The organism is Desulfosoma sp., assembly GCF_052743555.1.
On sequence record NZ_JBRAHS010000023.1, the window covers coordinates 20,454 to 39,628 of the forward strand.

Annotated in this window: 20 protein-coding genes; all 20 read right to left on the minus strand. The window is 57.3% G+C overall.

Annotated features, from left to right (window positions below):
* Positions 1–8: 8 nt before the first annotated feature.
* The gene (locus tag ACUVSA_RS13120) at positions 9–212 is read right to left on the minus strand and encodes a hypothetical protein (RefSeq protein WP_445895166.1); all 204 of its coding nucleotides are present in this window, start codon (positions 210–212) and stop codon (positions 9–11) included.
* Between the two features lie 547 nt (positions 213–759).
* Positions 760–1,206 (minus strand): flavodoxin domain-containing protein, encoded by a 447-nt coding sequence (locus ACUVSA_RS13125; RefSeq protein ID WP_445892090.1) that lies wholly within the window; start codon positions 1,204–1,206, stop codon positions 760–762.
* 227 nt (positions 1,207–1,433) lie between these two features.
* The gene (locus tag ACUVSA_RS13130) at positions 1,434–1,784 is read right to left on the minus strand and encodes a cytoplasmic protein (protein ID WP_445892091.1); all 351 of its coding nucleotides are present in this window, start codon (positions 1,782–1,784) and stop codon (positions 1,434–1,436) included.
* A gap of 261 nt (positions 1,785–2,045) precedes the next feature.
* Entirely contained in the window at positions 2,046–2,666 is a 621-nt protein-coding gene (locus ACUVSA_RS13135) for a peroxiredoxin (protein ID WP_445895167.1), read from the minus strand.
* A 290-nt stretch (positions 2,667–2,956) separates the two neighbouring features.
* The gene (locus ACUVSA_RS13140; RefSeq protein ID WP_445895168.1) at positions 2,957–3,529 is read right to left on the minus strand and encodes a TlpA family protein disulfide reductase; all 573 of its coding nucleotides are present in this window, start codon (positions 3,527–3,529) and stop codon (positions 2,957–2,959) included.
* A gap of 4 nt (positions 3,530–3,533) precedes the next feature.
* Positions 3,534–5,036, minus strand: coding sequence for a multiheme c-type cytochrome (locus ACUVSA_RS13145; RefSeq protein ID WP_445895169.1), 1,503 nt, complete (start codon positions 5,034–5,036; stop codon positions 3,534–3,536).
* 16 nt (positions 5,037–5,052) lie between these two features.
* Entirely contained in the window at positions 5,053–5,871 is an 819-nt protein-coding gene (locus ACUVSA_RS13150; RefSeq protein ID WP_445895179.1) for a ZIP family metal transporter, read from the minus strand.
* Positions 5,872–6,127: 256 nt separating this feature from the next.
* Positions 6,128–6,673 carry a ferritin family protein gene (locus tag ACUVSA_RS13155; protein WP_445895170.1) on the minus strand — a complete coding sequence of 182 codons (546 nt, stop codon included), beginning with the start codon at positions 6,671–6,673 and terminating at the stop codon, positions 6,128–6,130.
* Between the two features lie 245 nt (positions 6,674–6,918).
* Complete coding sequence (locus ACUVSA_RS13160; protein ID WP_445895171.1) at positions 6,919–7,452, minus strand: ferritin; 534 nt, start codon at positions 7,450–7,452, stop codon at positions 6,919–6,921.
* A gap of 6 nt (positions 7,453–7,458) precedes the next feature.
* Positions 7,459–7,833: a desulfoferrodoxin gene (locus ACUVSA_RS13165; RefSeq protein ID WP_445892097.1), complete on the minus strand. Its 375-nt coding sequence runs from the start codon at positions 7,831–7,833 to the stop codon at positions 7,459–7,461.
* A gap of 415 nt (positions 7,834–8,248) precedes the next feature.
* A complete protein-coding gene (tpx, locus tag ACUVSA_RS13170) occupies positions 8,249–8,758 on the minus strand; it encodes a thiol peroxidase (RefSeq protein WP_445892098.1) in 510 nt (169 codons plus the stop codon).
* 128 nt (positions 8,759–8,886) lie between these two features.
* Positions 8,887–10,635, minus strand: a complete 1,749-nt coding sequence (locus ACUVSA_RS13175; RefSeq protein ID WP_445895172.1) for an acetate--CoA ligase family protein — start codon at positions 10,633–10,635, stop codon at positions 8,887–8,889.
* The gene (locus ACUVSA_RS13180; protein ID WP_445895173.1) at positions 10,584–11,015 is read right to left on the minus strand and encodes a CoA-binding protein; all 432 of its coding nucleotides are present in this window, start codon (positions 11,013–11,015) and stop codon (positions 10,584–10,586) included. The genes ACUVSA_RS13175 and ACUVSA_RS13180 overlap by 52 nt, the downstream gene beginning before the upstream one ends.
* A 472-nt stretch (positions 11,016–11,487) precedes the next feature.
* Positions 11,488–11,901, minus strand: a complete 414-nt coding sequence (locus ACUVSA_RS13185) for a secondary thiamine-phosphate synthase enzyme YjbQ (RefSeq protein ID WP_445892100.1) — start codon at positions 11,899–11,901, stop codon at positions 11,488–11,490.
* Between the two features lie 17 nt (positions 11,902–11,918).
* Complete coding sequence (locus tag ACUVSA_RS13190) at positions 11,919–13,211, minus strand: hypothetical protein (protein WP_445895174.1); 1,293 nt, start codon at positions 13,209–13,211, stop codon at positions 11,919–11,921.
* Positions 13,212–13,763: 552 nt separating this feature from the next.
* Positions 13,764–14,606: an FAD/NAD(P)-binding protein gene (locus ACUVSA_RS13195; RefSeq protein WP_445895175.1), complete on the minus strand. Its 843-nt coding sequence runs from the start codon at positions 14,604–14,606 to the stop codon at positions 13,764–13,766.
* 595 nt (positions 14,607–15,201) lie between these two features.
* On the minus strand, positions 15,202–16,254 hold the full coding sequence (locus ACUVSA_RS13200; RefSeq protein WP_445892103.1) for a 4Fe-4S dicluster domain-containing protein: 1,053 nt from the start codon (positions 16,252–16,254) through the stop codon (positions 15,202–15,204).
* A 51-nt stretch (positions 16,255–16,305) separates the two neighbouring features.
* Positions 16,306–17,256, minus strand: coding sequence for a 4Fe-4S dicluster domain-containing protein (locus ACUVSA_RS13205; RefSeq protein WP_445895176.1), 951 nt, complete (start codon positions 17,254–17,256; stop codon positions 16,306–16,308).
* Entirely contained in the window at positions 17,257–17,733 is a 477-nt protein-coding gene (locus ACUVSA_RS13210; RefSeq protein ID WP_445892105.1) for a hydrogenase iron-sulfur subunit, read from the minus strand.
* Between the two features lie 24 nt (positions 17,734–17,757).
* The coding region (locus ACUVSA_RS13215) for a CoB--CoM heterodisulfide reductase iron-sulfur subunit A family protein (protein WP_445895177.1) at positions 17,758–19,175 on the minus strand (1,418 nt) is incomplete at its 5' end.

The window sequence follows — 19,175 nt, forward strand, 5'->3', positions numbered from 1 at the left end:
CAAAATCCTTATCGAGGCGTCTCGTCTTGGCCGCCCGCATCCACAGTGTACTTCGTAAAATCGATGACCTGTCCGCATTGGGCACACACATGCTTCTTGTCGAATTCGTCGGAAAAGATTTCCTTTTCGGCACCGCCCCCATCGCACTTGCATACAAAAGAACGCGGATCCTTAAACTGTTCAAATCCCGGACAATGCCTCGGCGTCGTCATAAGTTTTTCCTTTCATGTCAACAGTTCATTGGCTTATGCCTCACCTTTCCTTCAGGGACGACCCCTCTCACGGCTGGCAGCTCGTCTGAAAAGGCTGCTCAAGGCGTTCCTGAAGACCCCGCACGTCCATAGCGAGGAACCGCTTTCTTCGTCTTCGGCCTGCTCCCGGACGCGCAGAACATCCCGCCGATGGCAGGGTTTTACTCACTCATTCCGTCTTGGAGGGATAGGCTCTTTCAGTACGCTTATCGGCTCATTCAGTTTCCCTCGAATCGACCTCATTCTCGCGGTCCGAAAGATCGTAGACAGCCATAAGGCCAGCCCTTCGATACCACGGGCACGTCCACCCAATTTGCCTCGAAGGGACCGGTTCCTGTCAGTTCAAACGTTTACAGACACTGCTAAGGTCGTCCCTACAAAAGCATGGGCAAACAAAAGGTCGGTCCGGACACAACCCCCCCCACACAGCGCTCTCGCCAAAGCTCATCGGCCGGCATTGGAGATCCTCTTCTCTACGAATCATTAAGGGACTGGGGCGTCCCTGCGGTCATGAGTTGCCGCGAAGTTTTTGAGCGATTTCCTGTCCGTATCGTTTCGCCCTTTCCACAGCGCCACTCATGGCACTGGACTTGACCTTCAACGGTCCGCTCACCATATCCATCTGGTAGATGTTTTTCATCGTTTCAAAGATCCGCCCCGGCGCCTCTCCGCTCCACCCAAAAGCGCCGAAAGCGCCTCCGACCTTTCCCTTCAAGTCGTATTGGTCCAATTTGAAAAGAAACGTCTTCATGGGCTGCATCATTTCTCCGTGGTACGTGGCCGATCCCAAAATAAGGGCATCGTAGGCCTCGGGGCTCTCCTGGGCTTTTTCAAATTCCTGCAAGGCCAGGACCGTCACGTCCACGCCGGCCTCGCGCAACCCTTCCGCAATGAGTTCTCCGATGCCTTTTGTTTGGTTCGTCCGTGTGGCATAAAGCACGAGAGCTTTGGGCATAGTCGGGCTCCTTTCCGCTCAATTGCGTTCCTGAACATCCTTCCCAATGACCGCTTTGCTTTTTTCTGGTTCCACAGGCGGTGCAAAGAATTTCCATTTCATCTTTCGGGCCCATATAGTTGCTTCTCAGCTCTTTCGAGCCAGACCGTCTCACATCGCCACAGGCGCTCCACGGAATCTGTCCGCACACCATGGATCCCTTTTTCGTCATTCTGGTTTCTTCTCCGTTAGAATGCGATGACCTGAAAACCCTGATCCACATACCTTGCCAAACTCGCGTGACCTTGCATGTCCGCGAGCACCTTTAAGCCCTCCTTTTCCACGGCGCCGAGAACACCGAATTTGACGGAGCAGGCTCGGCACACACCGTCGATTAACCCCGCGTTCTTGACTTTCATGTACAACCCATGGATGGCGTGATCGGGGGCGGCGATTTCGGGAATCACTTTCACGGCCTCCCCCTCCACCACCACGGCCGTCTCGTAACCTCGCTCGGCAAAATCCAAAGCATTGAGCAGCACGTGCACAAAGCACATAACTTCCCCTCGAAAGGCACACAGCACGGTCTTTTTCTCCATAAGTGGTCACTCCTTTGCTCCGTTCGCGGGCGTATGGGCCGCATGTTCCAATGAAGGGCACGCGTCCTTGCGCCCTTATTCGAGCATGTTTAAGGGGGCGGCGGGTCCCCCGGAATCCGCGTCCGCCCGCGCGCTTTCTTGACGGGACCGCCTCCTGGCTTCGAATACCTAGGCGGACGCGCCGTAGCCCGTCCCCAACACCGGGCGTCCATATAGCGTGGCGCCCGCCGCTTGGAAACGAGGGGTTTTTCCACGTGCTAGTCACGGTTTTTTGAGCTTTTCCAGTTTCTTCAGAATGCCTTCCAGAGAAGGCCTTTCGTTGATGTCATGAACATCGATGTAACGGATGACACCTTCCTTGTCGATGATGAAGATGGCCCGTTCCGAAACCCCATCGGAGCGCAAGACGCCGTACCGGGACGCCACCTCTCCATGGGGCCAAAAATCCGAAAGGACCGGAAACCGCACCCCGCCCATCTCCTGCGTCCAGGCAAAAAGCGTGGAAAGATTGTCCACACTAATGCCCAAAACCACGGCGTCAAGCGCTTCAAAAAGCTCTTTGGCGATATTGTAGCCCGGCCATTGATCGGAACAAACCGGCGTCCAAGCCGCAGGAACAAAGGAAAGCACCACATGGCTTCGTCGACGAAATTGCGACAAGCGCACTTTCTCGCCCGAAATGGAAGGCAGCGTGAAGTCCGGCGCCACATCGCCCACACGCACTGTAAGCTTGGAATCCACGGGCTTCAAAGGCCCCGGCGTGTAGATTTTGCCTTGAAAGGCCTCGGAAAGGCCATGAGCGGGCACGGCAAAGGCCACAATTAGGACCGCCGTTGCTAGGGCAACGCTTTCCAGCCAATACAAGCCTCGAGTAGGCTTCATGGTCTTCTCCATTTTAGCAGGTTTTCTTCGACGCTGACCCTTCATACACTTTTGGAAGAATATCCTGGAATGCCTTCCGCTGACGTTCCCGCGGGCCGCATGTGCCAACAGAGGGACCGCGTCCTCGGGCTGCGCACAGTCCCCGGACGCGCGGGAGCGCGTCCTAGTGATATCAAGCGTCCGCTCAGCCGATTGGCGGGGAAGGGATCGGTTCCCGTATGCCGATTCGACAAAAGGCATTCCCAGCCGCGTTTGGGCTCCCCGGGCTGAGTTCGCTTTCCCCTAGGTTTTCAAGGCCCCATGAGCCGGCGGTAAAAATCTTCGGGCGATCCAAAACTTCCCGCCTGAGAACACACAACGGTGCGCTTGCCGTTGGGCCCTCTTTGAAGAACGATGAAATAGGGAGTGCGCACCTGTCCCAGCGTCTTGTGCACGACGTAGTCTCCATCGGGGATCAGAGGAAAAGGCACCTTGTATTTCTTGCCAAAAACATCCACTTCAAAGGCCGTGTTGCCCGCCCCGATGCCAAGAATCTTTAAGGTCTTGCCCGGCCGATTTTTTTTCTGAGCCAGCTCGTAAAAGGCGTTCACCACGGGCGCTTCCCTTTGACAGTATGGGCAATACATACTGAAGATTTCCACCACCACCACATCGGCATCCACCTGGTTCACGGTAAAGGTTTGGGCTTCGCCGATACCGAGATAGGCGCGCATGGCGGCGTCCTTCGGCGCTTCCAGTGTGATGGAAGGAAAGGTGCCGCCCATATCGGGCATGCCCGATGCGGCATGGACCCACCCAGCCACACACGTCCCCAGAAGTACGGAAACAAAGAAAAGCGTAGAAAACGTTTTGAGTCGTCTCATGAATTCACCTCTTCGTCGAGGTGGGCGACAAAGTCCGATGGAGCCACTCCATCTCCCGAAGCCCTTTGGATTGGTACCAGCGCCCGTTGTCAAACACACTGTAATCCGCACCCATCATGGCCGATGAAAAGCGAATGGAATTGGCGAAAAAAAACCATTGTTCCACCCATCTCTTTTCCAATGGTTCGTCAAAAGGATTGCCCGGAAGCCCTTCGGCGCGCTGTTCTTTCCACGCCTGCATCATGATGTCCGTGGCTGTTTTGGTCATGCGGTTGGTTTCTTCAATGGTTTTTTCAAAACGTTCCCAGTGCCCTTGAGTCCACTGGGTTCCATGACAGGCCAGACACACCGCCTGCATGGTGGTACGCCGTGACCGCTGTTCGTTCGCATCGATGAGAGCGGCGGACACCCAGGAGCCGTTCAGTTCTGTAGGCAAAGGCAGGCCTTCGGCATTTTTGATGGTATACACCTGAGGCTCTCGAGGATGGGGATGGGCATAGACGAGGCCGAAAATGCGCCAGGGAAGCCGATCGTTCATGGCATGAGAACGTCTGGCCACCACATTCTTAGCCTCATCCACCAGCAAACTCACATGGCACGTGGCACAGGTCGGCGCGTTCAGATCCTTGCCCACCACCCATGGCACATGGGAAAAGTTCCATTCTCCTTTGAGGGCGCCGTAAAGATTGCCGTGCTTACTCACACTGTAAACCTTGTAGGCGGGAACATCCGGTCCTTTGTGGCACTGGCTGCACGTTTCCGGCTTTCGAGCCACCTCCATGGAGAAACTGTGGCGCACATGGCACGACGCGCACGAACCTTTGGATCCATCGGGGTTCAAGCGACCGACACCCACATTGGGCCAGCCGGAGAGCACGGCAAAATCCATGGTGCCGAAGTCTGTGTCCTTGGAAACAGTGCCCTGCACGTGAACATCCGTCCCGTGACAACTCAGGCACGCGTCCTCGTTGGTGTGGGCCATGGAAGGCAGGGTTTGAAGGGACGTTTCCTGATAAGCTTGAAGGCCGTTCACGGCATGAATGAGTTGCCCGTACAGGGGGTTTTTCATGAGAATGTCATGGGCATGGGCCATGAGGTTGCGCTGAAACTGTACAGCTTCTTCCTGATGGCAGGTGCGGCAGTCTTCGGGGCTCACCACCACGTACATTTTATAGCCGTTGTGCTCGACAGTGTCTTTGTGCGCTTCGGCGCGTAGGGTATGGCATTCGGCACACCCCACACTGTGGCCTCTCACAGCCTGAGGCACATCCGGGGTACTCACCTTGCGGGAAAGCGCCTCCACAGCCATGGCTTCACCAGGCGTCACCTGGGCATGGCGGCTACGTTGCCAGTCGGAAACAATGCCCGGCGTGGCTTGCACGTGACATGACAAGCATTCTTGAGTGTCAGCACTGTGCGGCGCGGCGTCAAGCCGGCCCGGCAGTCCTTGGCCGAAAAACAGAGCGCCGAGCACGATGCACAAAAAAAGGCGTCGTCCTTTCTTCACCTCGGCATCTCCTCCGTTATCCCAAAGCCACATCCAGGATCATCATAGCCACGAAACCCACCAAACACGCCATGGTAACCACATCCGTGTGGCCACCCCTTTGCGCTTCCGGAATCACCTCTTCCACCACCACATAGATCATGGCCCCTGCAGCAAAGCTCAAGGCGTAGGGAAGCACCGTCAGGGATGTGGCCGCCGTGGCGGCTCCAATCACCGCTGCCGCTGGTTCCACCGCCCCGGACAATTGCCCGTACCAAAAACTCTTCCAGGGCCCGAGACCTTCACGACGAAGGGGAATGGCAACCGCCGTTCCTTCCGGCAGATTCTGCAGCCCGATACCCAGCGCCAAAGCGATGGCACTCGAGACGGCCGCTTCCGGAATGTGCGTGGACGCGGCGCCGAAAGCCACGTCCACGGCCAGGCCTTCTGGAATGTTATGAATCGTGATGGCCAAAACCAACAAAAGGCTGCGACGCCATCGTGTCGGCAAACCCTCGGCTTCGGTCCTCGGAAATCCCAGATGCACATGAGGAAGCACGGCATCGATAGCCCTCAGAAAAAGGCCACCCGCAAGAAAACCCACCGCAGCGGGTATCCAGGGCAGGGCTGCCTTTTCCGAAAGTTTCAACGCCGGCTCCAAAAGAGACCAGTAGCTGGCAGCGATCATGACGCCTCCAGCAAAACCCAGCATGGCGTCCAGGAACTTTCGAGGAAAGGAGCGCCGCCAAAACACCGCGGAAGCCCCAAAAGCCGTCATGAGCCAGGTAAAAATGGTGGCCGCCAACGCCTGCACCCATGCAGGCCACGCAAGAAAAGTGTCCCAAAGGCTTTCCACGAACAGCACATACTCCGCAAACACATGCCCGCATCCTGCCCGACGTGACGAGGTGAAACTCACGAGGGATAACAGCGCCCAGGTTGAGAAAGGCACGACCTTCAGAAGGTCTGCAAGGTCGAGCTGGCGCCGGAGCACCATCTTTCCATACCGCGGGTTTGCTCACCCGATTCGCCGTAAAGGGGCCGGCTCTTAAAGGCCCGGATGTTTACCAACGGCCCTTCAAATATTTTGGAGCACGTTCTATAGTGCGCTGTCAGGTGACGGCTCCGGCGCCGTCCAAGCGCGCTCGGCTCTTTTCCATGAACCACCCTTGAGGATCCGTGTAGAAGAATCTCAAATCCTGAAGCAGCCTTCGGTGTTCCCGCTCCTCGGCGGCAAGGCACCTCAAAAATTTCTTCTGGGATGGATCCGTCACGTGCTGGATCTCGTCTTCAAACAGCCGAACACACGCCTCTTCCAATTGCACGCCGGCGTCCAGAGCCTTGATCTCCTCCGTGCATGCCTCGGGAAGCTGGTCTTTATCCAGGGAGATCTTTTGGGCCAGACGATCCAACAAGCTCTGGTCGGCAGGCTCGTAGCGGCATGCGGCCGTCCAGTCCTTCCCCGCTTCCAGCTCTTGGCGGATGTGCGACAGGGCCTTTTCGTGTTCCTGTTCCGCTTCGTAGAGGATTCGAAATGTTTGCCTCCCCACGTCATCCGCACAGGAAGCCATGGCCTCCTGGTACAGCTTTTCTTTTTTTTCCTTAAGTTCCAAGGCCCTGCACAGAAGATTCACCAGCGTGTTTCCTGCCGGTTCCATCGGTTTTCTCCTCGAATCCCTTTGTGTGGACGGTTTGTGCCCCTGGATGCCGTGGAAGGCCGGTTCACCTCTCGTTCCAATTCTTCAACCATTCTTCGGCACGCCTCGGGCGCTCACACTCCCTGGCTCATGGCGAAACAATGCAGCGTAAAGCCGGCAGCAGGGCGTCGCGCCTTTCCTGCCGGCTCTATTGCATGGGTCGTCAGGCACAGACCCGGTTTGGACAAACCAATGGCACTGGCTCTTTATTTGGCCGCGGGGGCCACCAAAGTCGTTCCTGGAGGCAGGGTAAAAACCCTCTGGCCTAGTTCCCTGTCCAGCATGAACAAGGCCCCCTGGGCTTCGCCTGCAAGCCTCATCCGCTGAACGATCTCGGCCACGCCAGCCTCTTCTTCCACCTGTTCGGAAACAAACCACTGCAGAAAATTGTTTGTGGCATGATCTCTTTCCGCGATGGCCAGATCCACCAGCTGATGAATGAGGCCCGTGACTTTGTTCTCGTGCTTGGTCACAGCTTCAAACATGGCCAGAGGAGAATCCCAACGGCTTGGCGGCGCTTCGATGCTGCTCAAGAGCACCCGCCCTCCCCGTTCACTGATAAAGTCGTAAAACTTGACCGCATGAGACAGTTCTTCCAGGGCCTGAGCCTCCATCCACCGCGCGCATCCGTTGAGGCCGAGGTCACGGCAGTAAGCCGCCATGGCGAAGTACAGGTAGGAAGAATAAAGTTCGGCGTTGAGCTGTTCATTCAACGCTCTGGCCATTTTTTCACTCAACATGCGTTCTTACCCCTTCCACAGGCCGTGAAGGTTGCAGTACTCGCGCGCGTAGACATTTTGCGCCTGCACACAGAAGGTGGCTTCCGGAGCCTCCCCGGGTTTCAGGAAGTGAAAGTAAGAAATGTCGTCGGCCACCAATTCGATCCACTGAATGTAATGTTTTTCCTCCATAGGATGGGCGATGCCGCCCACTTTGACCTTGTAGCCGTCGGCAGTCTTTTCCACCACCGGAACATGCTTCTCCTTGGCGGCATCCACCACGCCTTCCTTTTGCAGCACCATGGGTTGGCCACAACAGACCAATTCGCCCTGGCCGCCCCAGAGCACTTCCACGATGTTGCCACAAAGATCACACTTGTACACTTGTCGTCTTTCCGCCATTGATCCATTCCTCCTTGTTTGGCTTGATCCATCATTCTCTTTTTGCGGCTGGGATGGGCCGAGCCGCGTCGTCAGGCACGGCAAACCATGGGCCCGCCTGTGCACAGCACACTCCGCAGTACTAAAGCGCAACAGTAAAATTTTTCACACTTTGAAGCCGCGTAGCCACCACTTTTCGAACCCTGTCCGACCATGGTTTGGCCACGTCCTTTCGGCTTGAGGGTGTCGGAACGCCGCACGGCGCGATGAGGTCTCGCGGCGTGCGCCGCTCGGAATAAGGGTGTTCTCGGACGGCTTCCCTGAAACCTATCCGAGTGTGCCGATTTTTATCATGAACCACCTGAACTTGCCAGACCGTGCGTAGGCGAAAAGGTGTTCTCGGACCAGCTTCCGGATCATGACCACCCTCATGACCTCACAACTTGACGGCGTTCAAGACCGCGGCATAGTCAGGTTCTTGGGTCAATTCCTTCACCAGCTGCACGTGTTTAATGATGCCGTCCTTGGCCACAACGAAGACGGCTCGCGCCAAAAGACGCAACTCCTTGATGAGGACGCCGTAAGTTTGTCCAAAAGAGGCGTCTCGATGATCGGAAAGGGTGAGAACCCGCGTCACGCCCGCCGCCCCGCACCAGCGCTTTTGGGCGAAAGGCAGGTCCATACTGATCGTCAGCACAACCACGTCGTCACCCAGCTTTTCCGCTTCCTGATTGAAACGGCGGGTTTCCATGTCGCACACCGGCGTATCGAGAGACGGTACTGAGGATAAAATCACCGTCTTTCCCTTGAACTGGGACAAGCGCACGGGCTGAAGATCATTGTTGAGGGCTTCGAAATCGGGAGCCGCATCTCCGACGGAAATAGCGGGTCCCACGAGGGTCAAGGGGGTGCCTTTCATGGTGACGGCGCCTGGTCTTTCTGCCATGGGCATTCTCCTTCACGTCGTGCAGGGGTCAAAGTCCATTCGACGAGTTGCCTGAGCCACCCTGATGCCCTGATTTGTCTCTCACTTTAAGCGCCCCCCTCAAGATCGTCAACCTCAGGCCCTTCTTTTCATGACCCTTGCAAGGGTTCCAAGATCACCCGCACATCGGCCACCGTAGCGCCCGAACCCTTTGGGTGCACCATGACCGGGTTCATGTCCAATTCCTTGATTTCGGGATGGTCCAAAACTAGGTTGGAAAGGCTGACGAGATAGCGCTCCAGCACCCCCGTGTCCGCTTCAGGGCGCCCACGAACACCTTTAAGAAGATCATAGCCTCGAATGCCGCGGATCATGCGCCGCGCTTCGTTGCGGCCGATGGGCGCCACGCGGAAATCCACATCCTTGAACACTTCCACGAAAATGCCCCCAAGACCGAACATGAGCATCGGCCCAAAGACGGGGTATCGGGTCATACCCAAAATGACCTCTTCTCCGGCAGGGGCCATTTTTTGGACCAACACTCCCACAATTTCCGCCTGGGGATTATAGGCTTTGGCGTCAGCCACAATGCTGTCAAAGGCTTCTGCCACCTCTTGGGCGGAGGACACATGAAGCCGGACGCCCTTGGCGTCGCTTTTATGGAGGATCTGCGGCGAGACGATTTTCATAGCCACCGGAAAAGTGAGGCTTTCGGCGTATTCCACGGCCTCTTCCTGCGTTGTGGCCACAAAGGACGGCAGGGTTTGAAAGCCGTAGCAGCGCAACAGCTCGGCGCCTTCCCATTCGGTCAAAAATGTTCGGTTTTGCGTCAAAGCCGCCTCAAGAATGCGTCGAGCGCCCTCCTTGTCGTGTTCCAAGAAAAATTGCGCCAGCTTTTGGCGGTTCAGCCAGCTTGAGTAACGGTAGAGCGCTCCAAAGGCCTTGGCCGCATGTTCCGGAAAGCGATACACGGGAAGGCCGTGTTCCTGAAGCACCTTAACCCCGGCCGAAACATCAAAGATCCCCATAAAGCAACACAAAATCGGCTTTTGCGTCCGCTGGTCGATCTTCACGATGGCCTTAGCGGTTTCCAGCGCGTTGGTCATGGATTGGGGGGGGGCGAGGATCACCAGGGCGCCGTCCACCCCTTCGTCTTTGATGACCGCCTCCAGGGCTCTTTCGTAGCGGTCCTGCGTGGCGTCCCCAATGACATCCACGGGGTTATGCAGGTTGGCCGTGGAAGGCAGGTGGCTCTGCAAAGCTGCCACGGTTTCTTCGCGAAATCTGGCCAATTCCAGGCCCGAAGAAACCGTCATGTCGGTGGCCACAATGCCGGGGCCGCCGGCGTTGGTCACAATGGCCACCTTGTTGCCCAAGGGCGTTTTCCCGGCGGCAAAGGCTGCGGCAAAATTGAAGAGTTCTTCGACGGAATCCACGCGAAGGATGCCCGCCTGCTTGAAAATGGCCTCGTAGACGGCTTCCGATCCGGCCAGGGATCCCGTGTGTGAGGCGGCGGCTCGAGCTCCAGTCACCGTGCGACCGGACTTGATGACCAAAACCGGGGTCGGCCGGTCCCCCGACGTGATTTCCTTGACCTCCCGAATGAATTCCGGTCCCCGACGCAGCTCTTCCAGGTAGATCATGATGACCTGAGTGTCTTCATCCTGGTGCAGGTACCGCAGCAGATCCAGTTCATCCACATCGGCCTTGTTGCCGACGGAAATGAACTTAGAAAACCCGAAATCCCTTTCCGCGGCAAAATCCAAAACCGACGTGCACAAGGCGCCGCTCTGGGAGATAAAGGAAATATGCCCCGAAGCCGGCATGCGATTGGAAAAGCTGGCGTTCATGCGCACCGACGGATGCGGATTGATGACCCCCAAACAGTTAGGCCCCACCAGGCGTATGCCTGCCTCACGGCACCGCGCCGCAATGGGCTCTTCAATGGCCCGCCCCTCGGGCCCGACCTCCCGAAAACCCGCCGACACAATGACAATGCCCTTGACACCCTGTGAGCCGCCTCATCCACCGCGGCCAGTGCGGCCTTGGGCGGCACCACCAGGATGGCCAGCTCCACCGGGTCGGGAATGTCCGTTAACGTCGGATACGCCTTGACACTCAGGACCGACCGGGCCTTGGGGTTCACGGGAAAGAGGACTCCCGTGTAGCCACCGCGCAAGATATTGGCAAAAAGATCGTGGCCGACTTTTCCGGGGACGGTGGACGCTCCGACCACGGCGATGGATGCGGGCGAAAAAATGGCTTCTAATCGTTCCATGAAACCTCCCTGACAATTCCGTTACTGGCAAGAGCACCGTCTTTGAATGAAAAAGCCCTTCAGAGGGCCGGGGCCTTACGGTGGGCTCAAAGGCCCACGCGCCGGATGCCCGCCCGCACGGGGCCGCCTTTGTGGAAACGCAGCGCGGAGACGCGTTCCCTTTGCCGTAAACCGAATGAACGAACACTGCGTATCGGAGGAACGCGCTCCTGCGCATCTGAAAAGGTGCGCACCACGAGCACGTGATTCCCTCCAGCTGGATCGAGAGGCCCGCCCCTGCCCTTCGGAGGGACGGCCTCGTGACCGTCCGAGAACCTGCGGACCGGCAGGAGCCGGTCCCTCCGAAAGCATGGGCGCGGAAATCCTCGATACAGGCTCAAGAACCCTCGAACGCCCTCTCTGGGCGAGCTCCAAACCACCAGAGCGAGTGACAAGATGACTCGGCTGAAATTCACTTCCTCGGGCGGGCGCTTCAAGAGGACGAGGTAGCGCCCTGCACGAGCACATGAACCGTGCGCGTCCTGGGCCCATCGTAATCACAGAGGAAGATTCTTTGCCATGTACCGAGAAGGAGCCGTCCCTTTTCCACAAAAACGGTCACGCTGGACCCTGTCAGGGTTGTCTTGATGTGGGCAGCCGCATTGCCCTCCGTGTGCCTGTAGTCGGCTTTCCACGGAATGAGACGGTCCAGCGTGCGCAGCACATCCTCCATGACCGCCGGATCCGCACCCTCGTTGATGGTCACGCCCGCCGTCGTGTGGGGCACGTAGACGCAGCAGATGCCGTCCGATAGGCCGCTTTCCTGAACTTTGTCGGCCACCAGGCCCGTCACGTCCACGGCGTCGCTTCGCGCCGACGTCTTCACCTGAAAGCTCCACCGCCTCATGGCCACACTCCTTTCCCTCACTCCAAAACCGCACGAGGCACATAAAGACCTGTTGGACTTCGCTCCAGTCCTTCCTCATGCGCCGCTTTATGTTCGTGAAAGCGCCGCAAGTCCGATAGCAAGTCGTCGGTGAAAAATTCATGGTAAACGGCCATGGCTATCTCCACGACGCGAATCATCACCGGGCTGCTTCCCGAATCCTGAACCTGTTGCGCGTGCTGGGCCAAAGCGAACCTTTTTTCGGCCTCAAAAGGATCCCTTCCGTCCAAAAGCCACCAGAGCGCCATCTCCTCGAAATGCTTGCCAAGAACGCCACAGAGCTTCACCGGCAGAAGGCGCCGTGTGGCCGACCGCAGAGCCTCCAGAAGGCGTTCGCTCTGGATGTGCGCAGGCACCTCAATGACGCTGTTCGCGATGGTCTGCAAAGCCTTCACCTCGGCCTCAAAAGCCATCTTGTCGGTAAAAAGAGGCGCGTGATAGGGAATTATGGAAGGGTTCCGGGTGATGAAATCCACAAGATCGCGCGTTTCCACGTCACGCAAGGGTGACAGACCCTTCTGTTCCCACAGCTGCATGAAAAAGGGACGCGCACTGGGTAAGGCATGAGGTTCCAAAAGCTTGCGCGCCTTAGCCACATTCGCCTTTGTCTCCTCAGGCACGCGGTCCAACTTCGCCAAGGCCTGCAGCACACGCGCTAGGTGGCCCAAGGGGATCTCATGGACTCGGCCGCCCGAATCTTCGGCGGCGCCGCGAAAAAACTCTTTGAAACCCTTTCGGGACATGGGGGCCACGACAAGGTTGTGATCGTCCAATCCGGCGCCCAGCAGAAGGACCACGCCGTAAGTCTGCCCCTCGTCCGCGGCATGCACGAAGGCGCCGTAGTGGAATATCCCCACCTTGTCATTAAAAATCATGCAGCCCTCGTTTTTCACTTTTTCGGCCTTGATGAGCACGACCGGGGTCGATGCTTCGGGCGCCGTCAAGGTGTCGGGCAGGATAAAACCCTTTTGGCGAAACCGATAGGCCGCCCGGCGCACCATTCTGGCCAGGTGCTTGTCCTGAACGAGACCCTGCAACGCACAAAAGGCTCGAAAACACACCGGGCCGCCTTCGAGGCTCAAGGCGTCCATTAAAGCCGCCGCCAAGGCTTCCCGCCCCGTTAAAGCCTGTTTCAGACTCTTCAAGCAGTTCTCCAGGCTCGGCCCTTGAGGGTCCTGCACGCGCAGGCGGTCCATGAAAAAACTCAATTCCGCCTTTTCGTTCTCGGAAAGCTTCCGTCCTTTGTCCGATGTGTCCTTTTTTCTGCCCATGGCGCCGCTCCTCTTCCACCGGCCTTCCATTTCGCCGTTCCAACTCCATTGTACTGATTTTAGAAGTTGCAGGGCATGCAGGCAAAGAAAAAGCCCCGGAAACCCGCTTTTCTTTCCGGGGCTCGATGCACGCACAGCCTGTAAACAGCTATGCTTGCTCTTTCGCTTCCTTCCAAGGCTCAACGATGCGCCAATCCACCACCCGTTTTTAAGGATACAGCGCTTTCACGTCCAATGAAATGGTCCTTTTTGCGCACGCTCTTCAGGCTCTGACGGCGAATTGGAATCCTCCTTTGCTAAGACCGTATTCGAGAAAGGCTTGTCGAGGGCGTTTTCGTTTCACTATGCAGGAGCGCCGCAAGGTGCGATGAGGATATGGCGGCTTGCGCCGCTTCGCCAGCAGGCCTTCTCGAACGAGCTCCTGGTTGAGGTCTACACAGCCAGATGCACCACTTTGGAGGCACCTCCGCCGCCGCCCCCTTTCTCGGCCCCCACTGCGGTTTCCATTGACCTGGGTTGATGGAAATCGGCCGAGCACTGCTTGCCGCCCGATTAGTATTCATTGGGCAAGGAGGCCAGTTTTTTCATGGAAAACACAGGACCGTCCTTGCACACGTATTCTGTGCCGATGTTGCAGCGGCCGCACATACCGATGCCGCACTTCATGCGCATTTCCAAACTAGTGATGATGCGTTCCGGCGCAAACCCCAAATCGGCCAAAACAGGCAGCGTGAATTTGATCATGATGGGCGGGCCGCAGACGATGGCGTAGGCATTTTCCGCGCTGGGCGCCTTTTCCTTGGTCACGGCGGGAACGAACCCCACGTTGTATTTCCACTGGGGATCGTCCGTAGCATCCACGGTCAGGTGCATGGTGATGTCGTCGCGCTGTTCCCAGGCCACCAGCTCGTCCCTGTAAAGCAACATGCCGGGATTGCGGGCTCCGTAGACCACCGTGATGTCGCCGTAGTCTCCGCGATGGGCAGGGTCCAGCATCCAGACGATGGAAGAACGCAAGGTGGTGAAAGCATAGCCGCCGCCGATGATCACCACGTTCTTACCTTTCATCTCGTCCCAGGGATACCAGTTCCCCAATGGGCCGCGCACGCCCATGACATCGCCCGGCTTCATGGTGTGCAGATAACTCGTCACGCGGCCCACGCGATTGACGGTAAACATCAAGTAACCCTTTTCAGTGGGCGACGACGCGATCCCGATGGGCACTTCCCCTTGGCCGGCCACGGACAGTTCGGCGAATTGTCCGGGCATATAGACAAAGGAGGCTTCATCGTCCGGGTTGAGAAACACCAGTTTAAAGGTTTTCAGGTTGCGGTCTTGGGTTTCCGTGATGATCTCGTGAATTCTCACAGGATAGGGCAGATAGGGATTCTTCACTTTGGTCCTCCGCACAATCCACGGGGGTTGTATGTCGGCCTTATGGCCCTGAGCCGCTTTCCCGACGATGGCTCATTGACGTGCTTTTCGACGACCCTCTGTGAAAGCGGCGCGATCCGCGCCCGCGGCGTGCACCGCTTCCCGTCGCTGCGATCTCAGACAAGCTCCCGGGCTTTTCTCAGATCGCTTTTCCTTCGCGTCCTTTTGGGCCCGCTTGTCCCCAAAAAGGCACCGCGCGCTCGCGCTGCACAGGTTCCCGGACGCGCAGGAGGGCGTTCCTTCAATAACAGGGGTTCGCTCATTCCATTCACCTTGGACGAACCTCCTTCCCAAGCCACATCAATCGAAGGGACCGGCTTCCGCCGGTCCGTACATTTCCAGACGGCCCGCAAGTCTCCCTTTCCAAAGCACCAGTCCCGAAGTTACCCGAAAGGCGCCTAAAAGCTCTGGAAGTGCCGTTTCGGTTGAGCGCCGAGGAGCTTGTTCGCGAACACCTTCAGTAGGAGCGAGGCCAGCCGCGACTCCTCATCGCGCCTCAGGGTGTTTCTACGTAATGAAACGGTAACGGCACCGAAAACCGTTGTCGAACAAGCGGTTAGGTCGGGCACACACACGAAGCCGTCATCATGCCCGCCACACGTCGAATGTCGATGTTAACGGGGCAATATTGGACGCATCGCCCACAACCCACACACGCCGGCCCGTTGCCGTATTTGTCCACGTAATACTTAAATTTATGCATAAAGCGCTGGCGCACCCTCTGCAGCTTTTGGTTTCTCGGGTTATGGCCGGACCCGTGCAGCGTGAACAGCGGAAACATGCACGAATCCCACAACCGCACCCGCACACCTTCATCGCGGTGCACCTCGTCCTGAATGTCAAAGCACCAGCACGTGGGGCACAAAAAGGTGCAGGTGCCGCAGTTAATGCATGCAAACTGCACTTCCTCCCAAAAGGCCTCCTGAAACAGCTCGTTCATCGCTTTGTCCTGAAGGGGATCGGGGACAAAGAGTCGAGGAAGGTTCTTTTCGGCTTTTTCAGAAATAGCGCGGGCTTGAGCGACCCGATTCTCGGAAGCCGCTTCGGCCTTCGGCACGTGGGCCAAAAGGGCTTCACCGGCTTCGGTCACGGATTCCATAAGATAACCGTCGCCACAGTCGGTCATGAGCACATCCACGGCGCTGCGGTCAAATGGTCCTGTCCCCACGGATGTGCAAAAGCACGTACTGCACGGTTCATGGCAGCCCAAGCCCACCAGAACTGTAGACTGTCGGCGTTTCTGCCACCACGGATCCACGTATTCTCGGGTCATGAAATTGACGTCCATCAACTGAAAGGCCTTGGCGTCGCAAGGGCGAATGCCCCACACCACGCGGGGACCTAAACCTTTGGGAATCTCTTCCAAAATGCCTTCTTTGGGATCCCCCTTTTTAAGGCTGTACGCAAACATGGCTTCCGCCGGCGGGTGCATCAATTCCTTTGGAGAAAGCCGCGAGTTTTGATACGTCAAATCCACGTGGTGGGGCTGGTTCACGAGCCGAAACCGATGGGCATGGCCCTCCTTGACCGGCGCAAAGACTCGAGCCCTGTCCATGACGCGGCCGATGACAAGGGGCATTTTTTCCTTTGGCACATAGACTGTCAGCATGAATCCATCCTCTGTCGCGTTGGTTCTCGCTGATGCGGTTTCGCATACGGCTCATTTGATAAAGTCCTGCGGGTCGTCCGGTCTGTAGGTATCCAACGGCGGCCGCCCTTCCATCACCAAGCCAGCCTCATAGCCATATAGGCTCTTCACATCCTTCTCCAGTTTCTTGGTCAATTGCCGGACTGAAATCTCCATGGGGCAGGCCCTTTCGCAGGCGCCGCAGTCCGTGCATCGTCCGGCCAGGTGAAACGCCCGCAGCAGATGAAAAGTGCGGGTGTCCGTAGGATCGAGGGTCTTGCCCACCCATTGGGGCCGAGATTCATCCACAAAACAGGTGGGGCAGTAACACATGGGACAGGCGTTGCGGCATGCATAACAGCGAATGCACGGTGCCAGCAGCTCCTCAAAGTGGCACCATCGCTCTTCGGGATTCATAGCCTCCACGCGGCGCACATCCTCGTAGCGGTCCACATCGCTTTGTTCCGGCACCGGTTCGCCCAACAGTTCGTCATAGATCACGGGATTGCGATGTGTGCAGATGCGGCAGTTTTCCTGCAAAAACTCCTGTCGAGGCAAAACCTCGTCAAAACCTTTGCCGGACACGTGCAATTGAAAGCCGTTTTCCGTCACCTGCAGGGGTTCCCGGCCTTGGAGAAAACCCCAGACCTTACGCCGATCCACCATGCCGTGGCAGGGTATTCCGAGAATATGAACCTGATCCCTTCGGAATTGATTTTCCTGAATTAGCAAGACGATGTTTCGGCTGTCACATCCCTTGGCCACCACCGCCACACGGTCCTTGCGCTTGACCAGGTAATTGGCGAGATTCACCCCACAAAAGCTGTTCCACACAAGCTGATTGACGTGATGAGCGTGGCGAATCAAGACGGGCTCACTCATCATGGGGATCGTGCCTTGACGAAAGCCGATCACACCGTCCACTTTCTTCTCTGCAAGAAGCCGCTGGGCCGCCTCTCGAATCTTCTCGATATACGCATCCATCTATCCCACCTCAGCTCGACAGATCGCCTGAACCGGCGCGTCCATATCTTCCCACATGGGTTGCGTCTTGATGAAATGCCGCGCCGGGCCCACAGCCCGCACCGCCTCCACCACCTCTTTGGCCGTGTTGGCAAACTTGGAAGCTTCCGCCGAAGAAATCCACGAAAAGTGCAAGCGTCCCGGTTCGATGCCTGTGTGTTCCAGAAAGTTCTTGAGCAGGGCAAACTTTCGCCGCGCATAGTAGTTGCCTTCAATGTAGTGGCAATCCCCGGGATGACACCCCGACACCCACACACCGTCGGCGCCGTGGCGCAGAGCAGCCAGAATAAATTTGGGATTGATGCGGCCGCTGCACGGCACACGAATCACTCGTATGTTTGCGGGATATTGCAGGCGGCTGACACCGGCCAGATCCGCCGCTCCATAGGAGCACCAGTTGCACAGAAAAGCTATGATTTTGGGTTCCCAAGCCTTCATCACATTCACTCCCCGCCCGGCCTTTTACAGGCTGTCGATCATAGTCAGAATCTGCGCGTCATCAAACCCTTGCAGTTGAATGGCTCCAGAACGGCATGAGGCCACACATAAGCCGCATCCCTTACACAGGGCTGGATTGATTTCCGCCACACCCCTTTCGTTGAAACGAGGCGCCGAATAGGGACAAATGGCCACGCAGGTGCCGCAGGCACTGCACAAGAATGGATTGGTGCGTGCCACTGTTCCTGGAAAGTGGACCCGATCCCGGGCTAAAACGGTTGCGGCGCGTGCCGCCGCCGCCTGAGCCTGGGCGATACTTTCATCCAAGGGTTTGGGGTAATGAGCCAGGCCGCAGAGAAAAACACCATCGGTGGCAAAATCCACCGGACGCAGCTTGGCATGGGCTTCAACGAGAAAGCCGTCTTCGTTGATGGGCACTTTAAAAAGCTGGGCCAGGGCTTCGTCCACATTGGGCAGGACGGCCGTGGCCAGCGTCACAAAATCGGCCGACAACACCAAGGGACGCCGCAAAATGTGGTCCGTCACCGTCACGGTGAGGGTTCCATCCAAAGAGGTCACTTTGGGTTTGTCTTTCAGGGAATAACGGATGAAGAGCACTCCGGCTCGACGGGCTTCCTGATAAAGAATTTCGCGCTCTCCGTAGCTTCGCATGTCTCGGTACAGCACGTAGACATTGGTGTCGGGTGAACGCCGCTTAATCTCCAAAGCGCTTTGCAGCGTGTGAGTGCAACACACACGACTGCAGTAAGGCCGCTGCGGTTCCCGGCTTCCCACACATTGAATGAAGACCACGGACTTAGCTTGTGCCAGCGCGGGATCGTCGGCGCGCAATTTTTCATCCAACTCCAACTGGGTCAACACTCCAGGGTGCTGCCCATAGAGGTATTCGTCGGGTTTCCATTCCCGGCCGCCGGTGGCGATGATGGCCACGCCGTGTTCCACCGTGACGGGTTCGGCGCCGTTTTGAATCACCGACTTGAAATTTCCCACAAAACCTTCGACCTGGCTCAAGCGTGCGTTCAAGTGGACGGTGATGCGCTCATGTGCGTTCACTCTTTGGCGCAACTGTTCCACAAAGGCCGCAATATCCTCGCCACGCCACGTGCTGTGCAACCTTAGAGCCTGACCGCCAAGCTGCGCACCGCTCTCCACGATATTCACGGGATAGCCCTGATCGGCCAGACTCAAGGCCGCCGTCATGCCCGCGACCCCACCGCCCAGCACCAGAGCGCGGCGCGTCACGGAAAGTTCCGGCTCCGGCAAAGGTTCCAGCAGAGCCACCTTGGCCACAGCCATGCGCACCAAATCCTTGGCTTTTTCTGTAGCCATGGCCGGATCCGAGCTGTGGACCCAGGAATCGTGATTACGAATATTGGCCATTTCCAAGAGGTATTTATTCAGGCCTGCTTGGATCAGTGTTT

Coding starts and splice junctions, on each gene's coding strand:
- ACUVSA_RS13140 (WP_445895168.1), bottom strand. CDS start 3,529: ATGAGACGACTCAAAACGTTTTCTACGCTTTTCTTTGTTTCCGTACTT.
- ACUVSA_RS13200 (WP_445892103.1), bottom strand. CDS start 16,254: ATGCTGACAGTCTATGTGCCAAAGGAAAAAATGCCCCTTGTCATCGGC.
- ACUVSA_RS13125 (WP_445892090.1), bottom strand. CDS start 1,206: ATGCCCAAAGCTCTCGTGCTTTATGCCACACGGACGAACCAAACAAAA.
- ACUVSA_RS13160 (WP_445895171.1), bottom strand. CDS start 7,452: ATGTTGAGTGAAAAAATGGCCAGAGCGTTGAATGAACAGCTCAACGCC.
- ACUVSA_RS13190 (WP_445895174.1), bottom strand. CDS start 13,211: ATGGGCAGAAAAAAGGACACATCGGACAAAGGACGGAAGCTTTCCGAG.
- ACUVSA_RS13205 (WP_445895176.1), bottom strand. CDS start 17,256: ATGGATGCGTATATCGAGAAGATTCGAGAGGCGGCCCAGCGGCTTCTT.
- tpx (WP_445892098.1), bottom strand. CDS start 8,758: ATGGCAGAAAGACCAGGCGCCGTCACCATGAAAGGCACCCCCTTGACC.
- ACUVSA_RS13185 (WP_445892100.1), bottom strand. CDS start 11,901: ATGAGGCGGTGGAGCTTTCAGGTGAAGACGTCGGCGCGAAGCGACGCC.
- ACUVSA_RS13135 (WP_445895167.1), bottom strand. CDS start 2,666: ATGAAGCCTACTCGAGGCTTGTATTGGCTGGAAAGCGTTGCCCTAGCA.
- ACUVSA_RS13130 (WP_445892091.1), bottom strand. CDS start 1,784: ATGGAGAAAAAGACCGTGCTGTGTGCCTTTCGAGGGGAAGTTATGTGC.
- ACUVSA_RS13120 (WP_445895166.1), bottom strand. CDS start 212: ATGACGACGCCGAGGCATTGTCCGGGATTTGAACAGTTTAAGGATCCG.
- ACUVSA_RS13155 (WP_445895170.1), bottom strand. CDS start 6,673: ATGGAACCGGCAGGAAACACGCTGGTGAATCTTCTGTGCAGGGCCTTG.
- ACUVSA_RS13180 (WP_445895173.1), bottom strand. CDS start 11,015: ATGGAACGATTAGAAGCCATTTTTTCGCCCGCATCCATCGCCGTGGTC.
- ACUVSA_RS13210 (WP_445892105.1), bottom strand. CDS start 17,733: ATGAAGGCTTGGGAACCCAAAATCATAGCTTTTCTGTGCAACTGGTGC.
- ACUVSA_RS13165 (WP_445892097.1), bottom strand. CDS start 7,833: ATGGCGGAAAGACGACAAGTGTACAAGTGTGATCTTTGTGGCAACATC.